This is a genomic window from Cecembia sp. (genome assembly GCF_007126775.1).
Taxonomy (GTDB): Bacteria; Bacteroidota; Bacteroidia; order Cytophagales; family Cyclobacteriaceae; genus Cecembia.
The window spans coordinates 1-7,514 of sequence record NZ_SLAP01000185.1 but is presented as its reverse complement, the minus strand read 5'-3'; the positions used below and the strand labels follow the sequence as shown (position 1 = coordinate 7,514).

Genomic DNA, 7,514 nt, shown 5'->3' with positions numbered 1-7,514 from the left:
TTTTTTTTATTTTTATGTAAGTTAGTCAACTTATAAACGAGCAAAACCAAAAAAATATGGCAAGTACCAAAATTACTGTGAACCCTAATGGTTCGTTGAAAATTGAGGGGGATTTTGAAATTGTGGATAATCAAGGAAATGCTTATGGCCTTCAAGGAAGGACCCTGCTAGGTATCTGTCGCTGTGGACATTCAAATAACAAACCATTTTGCGACGGGTCGCATAGGGGAAAATTTGAACATGAGGCAATAGCTTTTGATTTACCTCCCCGAAAAGTTTAAATCCTAACAAAAAATAAACCGGCACAATTCTCATAATTAAATTATGGAGGGCCGGTTTTTTTGTATAATAACTTTTATATCTTAGGTAGCTTCAATTAGCATGCACAAACTCCAACTACATTTTCCATCAAGGAAGGATTTCCATCCAGATGTATCTGCAAAGTTCCTTGGGCGGGCAATACTTCTGGTTCTTCAGATTGGTTTATATCCAGTTGTACCCGTACTTCAAGAGAATCATTTCCTAATTTGACATTTCTATATTTTCCTTGTGGATCATTTTCCACCGAAATGACCTCTAAACGTACCATCTCATGGTCCACCTTAATAAATCCATAACCACTTCCATCTGGAAGTCCGTATTTTTCCGCAAAAATAAATTCTAGGTTACCAAACTCCGAAGGACCTAATGCCAAATAGCAACTGCATCCAACAACTTCCTCGAAATACCCAAAACTGTCCAATTGTAATTTATCCGTCACTACTTGTTCAGTGCCCAGTTCCTTTAGAGCACTATTTTTTTCTTTAGGCCCATTACAGGACAGGAAGAAGATGAGGGGAAAAACATAGAAAATCCTATTTGAAACAAAAGCTAACAGCATTGTTTGGCTAAATTGGCTAATCACATAAAGTAAATTTTGAAATGAATTTAAGCTATTCCAAAAACCCTTCCTGTCTAAATGCAGGATTGGGATATTTATAAAATCCTTCACCGGTTTTTTCTCCTAATTTCCCCGCATCTATATACGTTTTGAGAAGGGAAGCAAAGCGCTTCGAAGCTCCATCTGTTTTGTTTTTGGTTACATGCCAGGCAGTGTCCAATCCGATTGAATCAAGTATACCGAAAGGTCCCATAGGTTTATGGAAATTGACCATCCAGGATTTATCAATATCTTCTATAGATCCCACTTCCCCAGTAAGCAGTTTTCCGGCTGCGCCGATAAAAGCCATCAACATGCTATTGAAAAGATAGCCATGATTTTCTTTCTTAACCAAAACAGGAACCTGTTCCAAACTTTTCCCAAAATCCATCAATAAGGGGATAAGCTGCGGGTCAGTTCCAGGATGTGGCATGATATCCACCACTTTGGCATAAAAGACATCATGAAAATGAAGTGCGCAAAATTTCTCCGGGCGACCGGATATTTCCGCAAAAATAGAGGGTAGAAGGTAAGAAGTATTGGTAGTAAAAATGGTTTTCTCCGGGGCTATTTTCCCAAACTGTTCCCAAACTGCATTTTTGATAGCAATATCCTCTGTCACACTTTCATTGATCAGATCTGCATCCCAAATGGCTACATTGGGATTATCTGTAAAAGTGATGGAGGCAATGGCATTGCGTCCTGCCGTATCATCCATGCCACTGCTTTTTGCCAGCTGATGAACAATTTTCTCCATCAATTTTTGGGAGCTTTCCAGAGCCTTGGCACTGATATCAAATATAGCCACTTGATAACCGGATAAGGCTGATTGTAATGCAACCCGAGTCCCCAATGTACCGGCTCCTAATATGCATACTCTTTTAATTTTCATTTTGTTCAAATTTTATGGGTCTGTATACTTTTAAATCCTGTTGTACCACAGGCCTTGACCACATGGATCAAGGCGGCAAACCTGGCATCTTGGGCAAATCCCAAAGTATAACGCTTGTATATCTGTTGGGCAATCACTCCGACTTTGAAAACTCCAAAAACATAATAAAATAACATGTTACTGAGGTCCAAACTGCTATTGGCAGCATAGTAATCAATAACTTTGGCTCTTGTAAAGTTGCCTTTGGGATGGGTCAGGTTGAAAAGTTTCAAAATGTCGGGATCGGCTTCCTCTGCCCAATAGGCCAAACTGGTACCCAAATCCATTAAAGGATCTCCAACTGTTGCCATTTCCCAATCCAAAACAGCCATTATTTCGGGGTTATCAGGCCCTCTCAAAACCAGATTGTCATATTTATAATCATTGTGAATAAAGCCAATATTTTGATTTTCAGGCATATTTTCCTTTAGCCAATCAGATACTTTTTCCATTTCAGGAATTTCATCTGTTTTGGCATTGAAATACCTTTCAGACCAACCCAGAACCTGTCTTTCTACATAACCTTCTGGTTTTCCAAGTGCCGACAGTCCGGAGGACTCAAGATCAAGTTGATGCAAAGCCAAAAGTCCATCTAATGTATAACGGCTTAATGTAGCAAAGAAATCGGAACTAAATTCCATTCCTTCCGGAATTTTATTTCTCAAAATCAGACCATCTACTTTTTCCATTATAAAAAAAGGAGCTCCAATTACAGTATCTTCTTCGCAACAGATTATGGGCTTTGGGATTTTGGAAAATTCTGCTTTTTCAAGGGCTTTCAATACTTTAAATTCCCTTACCATATCATGTGCTTTGCTGATTTTTAAACCTAATGGAGGCCTTCGAAGTACATATTGCTTATCTGCTGAAGTGATCAAATAGGTAAGATTGGAGTATCCACCCTTAAACTGCACAAGGGTAGTTGATTTTTGTTCAAGTCCAAGATTGTCTTCGAGATAAGGCAAAAGCCCTTCTAATCCCTTTGGCTCTCTATTAATCATGATTCTGCATATTTTTTTAGAACCCGCTTGGCCAGGACTGTTTTGTGTACCTCGTCCGGTCCATCATAAATCCTTGCTCCCCGCTCGTGTCTGTACCAAAATGAAAGCAGTGTATCGTCGGTAATGCCCAATGCTCCATGTACCTGAATCGCACGGTCCAATGTTTTCATCAGCACATCGGAAACAAAGAACTTGATTGTGGAAATATCCTCTTTGGCTGCCTTGGCACCTTCTTCATCTATTTTTTTGGCAGTGGCCAGTACCATCAATCTAGAGGCTTTGACGCTTGCTACGGATTCAGCAATCCAATTTTGAATGGTCTGCTGCTGTGCTAATGGCCTGCCTGGATCAAGCATTCTGCTTAATGCCCTTTTACACATAAGTTCAATCGCCCGCTCACAAATACCAATCCAACGCATACAATGGTGGATTCTCCCAGGACCCAATCTTTCCTGGGCAAGGGCAAAGCCCTGACCTTCTTCACCAATAAGGTTGCTGACAGGTACTTTACAGTCAATAAATTTTACCTCTGCATGGGACATATAATCTTCTCCCACATCTCCCATGATGGGTATATTGCGTACAAAATGGTACCCTGAATTGTCTAAGGGAACCAAAATCATGCTTGCTCTTTGATAAGGATTTGAATTATTGGGATCGGTTACCGCCATGACAATGGTAAATGCAGCCCCATCAGCAGATGAGGTAAACCATTTGTGTCCATTAATAATGTATTCATCGCCTATCCTTACTGCTGTTGTAGAGAGGTGCACGGGGTTACTGCCTGCATGTTCAGGCTCTGTCATGGCAAAACAACTCCTAATTTCCCCTTTTTGAAGGGGCAAGAGGTATCGTTCTTTCAGTGTTTGACTGGCAAATTGGTGCATAAGTTCCATATTGCCGATATCCGGTGCCTGGCAATTGAAAATGAAATGCCCAAGGGGGCTTCTTCCAAGTGTTTCAGATATCCTACCAAATTCCTGTAGGCTTAATCCTAAGCCACCTTCAGAAAGCGAGAGGTGAGGGGCAAAGAGACCTTTATCTTTTGCTTTTTGCCTTAGCTCCTGAAGTTTTGGGAGTGTCGCCTTGAAACTCCCATAAATGGCCTCCATTTCCAAAGGATAAACATGCTGTTTTAAAAAATCTTCATACTGCTCCAGTAAATTCTCCATTCCTGTAATATTGCGATTCAAATTGCGTTCCATGTAGATTTCAATTAGATGGTAAAGCCCCCATCTGCTGTAAGTACGGCTCCGGTAGTATAGGAAGATGCTGGGGAAGCGAGGTAAAGGGCTGCTGCTCCGATTTCCTCACTTGACCCTACCCGTTTGATTGGAAGGGCTTTCATCATATGGGCCATGATTTTGTCATTGCTCCACAGCGCTTCTGAAAATTTGGTTTGAATAAGGCCAGGACAAATGGCGTTGACCCTTATTTTATGATCTCCCCATTCCTTGGCAAAAACTTTGGTCATGGAAATTAGCGCAGCTTTGCTGACAGAATAAATACCTAATCCAGGTTCCGGAGAAATCCCTCCAATGGATGAAATGTTGATAACTGCCCCACTTGGTGATTCGCGTAGGTAAGGAAAGCATAGCTTCATCAAATGAAAAGGGGCTTTTACATTAACATCCATGATCTTGTCATAGGCTTCCAGAGTGGTATCATGGACAGGTCCAAACACAGGATTAGATGCTGCATTGTTTACCAAAACATCAATTTTACCGTATAGCTCGATGGTTTTTGTAACCAAAGTACCTAAACCGTCCATATCGCCCACATTGCAGGCAATCCCTGTTACCTCATAGCCTTTTGCTTTTAATCTACCTGCTGCTTCATCCAATGCTTCTTGTTTTCGACTGCTAATGACTACTTTGGCCCCTGCTGCTGCATAAATTTCGGCAATAGCTAGTCCAATTCCTTTGCTTGCTCCTGTTACCAGAGCAACTTTATCCATGAGAGAAAATAATGTTGAAAGGTCCATTTGATCTTTTTGGGTTTGTGTTCCTTAACAAGAATAAGAATTTTGCCTTTCATTGCCAATCCTTTGGTAAAAAATGTTATGCATACCGAGTATTTTTTTCTATCTTCCCAAACTTTAAAACAATAAACCAAAATAATGAAGCAAGTAGTTTTTTATCAAACAGGGATGCCGGAGGAGGTTTTGCAATTAGAAGAAGCAGTGATGCCCGAACCCAAGGCTCACGAAGTACGGATCAAGGTTACTGCAAGAAATATCAATCCATCAGACATCATGTTTATCAGAGGCATGTATGGGATAACTCCAAAATTACCCAGTTCTGCTGGCTTTGAAGCTGTAGGCGTAGTGGAAAAGTCAGATGAAAAGAATTCAATTCCGGTCGGAACAAAGGTGATTTTCACTGCCATAGGTACCTGGAAGGAGTATGTTTGCGTGCCTGCGCACTTGGTAATTCCGAGTCCAGAGGGTATGATTGATGAAGTTGCCTGTCAGGCATTTGTTAACCCACTGACAGCATATGGGATGCTTGAAAGCAGTGGTCTGAAAGTCGGCCAATGGGTGTTGGTAACAGCAGGGGCATCTGCATATGGCAAACTGGTGATTCAGATGGCCAAGCAAAAGGGGGTAAAAGTAGCCTGTACTGTAAGGAGGGATGAGCAAAAGGAAATTTTGGAAAAATTGGGAGCCAATTTGGTTATCAATACTGAAAAGGAAAAACTCCAAAAGGTGATCATGGAAAAAACAGGGGAAGGTGTAGATGTAGTTTTTGATGCTGTTGGTGGTGTTTTGGGCGCTAGGGCTTTGGCCAGTCTTAAAGCAGGGGGAAAGATGATGGTTTTCGGGCTTCTGAGTTTGGAAAACATTCCCCTTAATTCAGGCCTATTGATTTTCAAAGATTTGAAAGTAGAAGGTTTTTGGTTGACCACTTGGATGAACAGTCTAAATCCAGAAGCTACCCAATCTGCTTTTAAAACCGTATTTACCCATTTGCTCTCCCAAAAGGTAAAAGTGGATGTAGAAGCTACCTTTCCTCTTGAAAAATTTAAAGAGGCATTGTCTGCTTATGAGCGGGAGGGAAGAAATGGGAAAATTATCCTGACTTCTTGACAATTCTGATTACTTGGAGGCAATGTACTAAAATAAGGAAGCCTGGACCACCTGCGGTTTTTGTGCCTGTATTGTACCTTTTAGCATGTCCTGAAGGAGTTTGATAAATCCAGGTTTCCAGTTATCAAGATGGATTTTAATATCTTTATCCTCATAAGCTACAGGGCCTGTTAGTCTTTCATAACCAATGATCATGGACCACACTGTATAAAAAGTAACTTCAGGCTGCAATTCAGGTCTTATACTCCCATCTTTGATTCCTTGGGATACCATTTGGATCCCAAGCTTTCCGCAATCATGGTGGATGTCCAGTAGTTTTTTAAAATGCTCACTTTCCAGAATCAGTGGATGTATTTGTCCATGGTTTTCCTCTTGAGTGTATTGCTGCATGATGCCCATGAAATTAAGAATGGCATCATTATACATGCTGTTGCTATGTGCAAAGCTGATATAGGAGGAAGCCAGATCAGTTAGCATTTCCAGTCCATTCCTTCCTTTTTGTTTGAAAATTTCCCTAAAAACACCTTTCAGTTCGTCAAAAGCCTTCTTTGTGACGGCCATGTACAGGTCTTCTTTGTTTTTGAAATAAAAATAACTCAACCCCTTGCTGATACCAGCAGTTTTGGCCACATCATCCATGGTGGTGGCTGCATAGCCCTTTTGGCTGAATAATTTGATAGCTACATCAAGGATCAGTCTTGTTTTTTTTTCTCTTGGTGAACTTGGCATAAATAAAAAAGATATTGAATAGGGTTCAAATATATTAAACAGCGGTCAATAAATTATTGACCGCTGTAAATAATTTCATAAAAATCAAAAGAAGTGAATTTAATTTTTGATACAGGCGTAAAGTTGAGTCCAATTTTCCTCGCCTATTGTTGTCCTAATCTGGCTTACCATTTCCCTTAGACAGGGCTTGATATTTTCCACATGTTTTTTACGGATTTCCTCTATTTTATTTTGATAAGTTTCTAAAATATTCTTCAATCCAGATCTGAACTCGTCCCTATTGATTTCTTCCTTCAATAATTTTTCCAATAAAACCAGTCTTCTTTTCTCCATGTCCAATATTATATCCACAAGCTCTTCCCGTAAAGAGGAAAAAGTTTCTTTTCTACAATCGACTGCTGCAGAGAATGACCTTCTGATTTGCTGCGCCTGTTCATCGGACAAATCCAACTTGTTGAGACAGGAAAAAAGACCTGATTGCTCTACCTTCTTTTCATGGTCCCTTTTATCTTTATCCTCTTTGGTTGTTTCTTTTTTATCATCCCCTTCATTGTCTTTTTCCAGTCTAAAACCAAATGCCCTAGTCTCATCCCCTTCTTGGATATTGACTGTCATTAATTCCTCAGCAATAACACTGACAACGTCATCAATTTCCTGCTGGCTTCTCCTTGGAGCATCATCCCCCTTTTCTGAACAGGCCCCCCAAAAAAGTAGTCCTGCAGCCAAAATAAAAGCAAATTGTGTGTACTTTTTCATATGGATTAAATTTTGGTGTTGGTTCAAATTAACATAATAATTATGACATTAAAAAAAAAAAAAAAAAAGTTACCAGTAACCGTTCTATCA

General features: G+C 40.2%; 9 protein-coding genes. 2 read left to right on the top strand and 7 right to left on the bottom strand.

Annotated features, from left to right (window positions below; translation table 11 throughout):
* Nucleotides 1–56 precede the first annotated feature (56 nt).
* On the top strand, nucleotides 57–281 hold the full coding sequence (locus QZT73_RS12280) for a CDGSH iron-sulfur domain-containing protein (RefSeq protein WP_291782051.1): 225 nt from the start codon (nucleotides 57–59) through the stop codon (nucleotides 279–281).
* Between the two features lie 95 nt (nucleotides 282–376).
* On the opposite strand, the gene QZT73_RS12275 is transcribed toward QZT73_RS12280, so the two are convergent.
* Genes QZT73_RS12275 through QZT73_RS12255 form a run of 5 tightly spaced genes read right to left on the bottom strand, consistent with a single transcriptional unit; the run spans nucleotide 377 to nucleotide 4,835 of the window.
* Nucleotides 377–880, bottom strand: coding sequence for a hypothetical protein (locus tag QZT73_RS12275; RefSeq protein ID WP_291782054.1), 504 nt, complete (start codon nucleotides 878–880; stop codon nucleotides 377–379).
* A gap of 52 nt (nucleotides 881–932) precedes the next feature.
* A complete protein-coding gene (locus tag QZT73_RS12270) occupies nucleotides 933–1,811 on the bottom strand; it encodes a 3-hydroxyacyl-CoA dehydrogenase (RefSeq protein WP_291782057.1) in 879 nt (292 codons plus the stop codon).
* A 5-nt stretch (nucleotides 1,812–1,816) separates the two neighbouring features.
* The gene (locus QZT73_RS12265) at nucleotides 1,817–2,851 is read right to left on the bottom strand and encodes a phosphotransferase family protein (RefSeq protein WP_291782059.1); all 1,035 of its coding nucleotides are present in this window, start codon (nucleotides 2,849–2,851) and stop codon (nucleotides 1,817–1,819) included.
* Nucleotides 2,848–4,056 (bottom strand): acyl-CoA dehydrogenase family protein, encoded by a 1,209-nt coding sequence (locus QZT73_RS12260; RefSeq protein ID WP_291788416.1) that lies wholly within the window; start codon nucleotides 4,054–4,056, stop codon nucleotides 2,848–2,850. Before QZT73_RS12260 ends, QZT73_RS12265 begins: the two co-directional genes overlap by 4 nt.
* An 11-nt stretch (nucleotides 4,057–4,067) precedes the next feature.
* Nucleotides 4,068–4,835, bottom strand: coding sequence for a glucose 1-dehydrogenase (locus QZT73_RS12255; RefSeq protein ID WP_291777927.1), 768 nt, complete (start codon nucleotides 4,833–4,835; stop codon nucleotides 4,068–4,070).
* 135 nt (nucleotides 4,836–4,970) lie between these two features.
* Between QZT73_RS12255 and QZT73_RS12250 the strand changes: the two genes are divergently transcribed.
* Nucleotides 4,971–5,939, top strand: coding sequence for a zinc-dependent alcohol dehydrogenase family protein (locus QZT73_RS12250; protein ID WP_291788414.1), 969 nt, complete (start codon nucleotides 4,971–4,973; stop codon nucleotides 5,937–5,939).
* Between the two features lie 27 nt (nucleotides 5,940–5,966).
* On the opposite strand, the gene QZT73_RS12245 is transcribed toward QZT73_RS12250, so the two are convergent.
* Both QZT73_RS12245 and QZT73_RS12240 read right to left on the bottom strand, forming a co-directional pair.
* A complete protein-coding gene (locus tag QZT73_RS12245; RefSeq protein ID WP_291788411.1) occupies nucleotides 5,967–6,668 on the bottom strand; it encodes a TetR/AcrR family transcriptional regulator in 702 nt (233 codons plus the stop codon).
* 99 nt (nucleotides 6,669–6,767) lie between these two features.
* Complete coding sequence (locus tag QZT73_RS12240) at nucleotides 6,768–7,424, bottom strand: hypothetical protein (protein ID WP_291777937.1); 657 nt, start codon at nucleotides 7,422–7,424, stop codon at nucleotides 6,768–6,770.
* Nucleotides 7,425–7,514: the final 90 nt, after the last annotated feature.

Coding starts and splice junctions, on each gene's coding strand:
- QZT73_RS12270 (WP_291782057.1), bottom strand. CDS start 1,811: ATGAAAATTAAAAGAGTATGCATATTAGGAGCCGGTACATTGGGGACT.
- QZT73_RS12280 (WP_291782051.1), top strand. CDS start 57: ATGGCAAGTACCAAAATTACTGTGAACCCTAATGGTTCGTTGAAAATT.
- QZT73_RS12245 (WP_291788411.1), bottom strand. CDS start 6,668: ATGCCAAGTTCACCAAGAGAAAAAAAAACAAGACTGATCCTTGATGTA.
- QZT73_RS12260 (WP_291788416.1), bottom strand. CDS start 4,056: ATGGAACGCAATTTGAATCGCAATATTACAGGAATGGAGAATTTACTG.
- QZT73_RS12265 (WP_291782059.1), bottom strand. CDS start 2,851: ATGATTAATAGAGAGCCAAAGGGATTAGAAGGGCTTTTGCCTTATCTC.
- QZT73_RS12250 (WP_291788414.1), top strand. CDS start 4,971: ATGAAGCAAGTAGTTTTTTATCAAACAGGGATGCCGGAGGAGGTTTTG.
- QZT73_RS12275 (WP_291782054.1), bottom strand. CDS start 880: ATGCTGTTAGCTTTTGTTTCAAATAGGATTTTCTATGTTTTTCCCCTC.
- QZT73_RS12240 (WP_291777937.1), bottom strand. CDS start 7,424: ATGAAAAAGTACACACAATTTGCTTTTATTTTGGCTGCAGGACTACTT.
- QZT73_RS12255 (WP_291777927.1), bottom strand. CDS start 4,835: ATGGACCTTTCAACATTATTTTCTCTCATGGATAAAGTTGCTCTGGTA.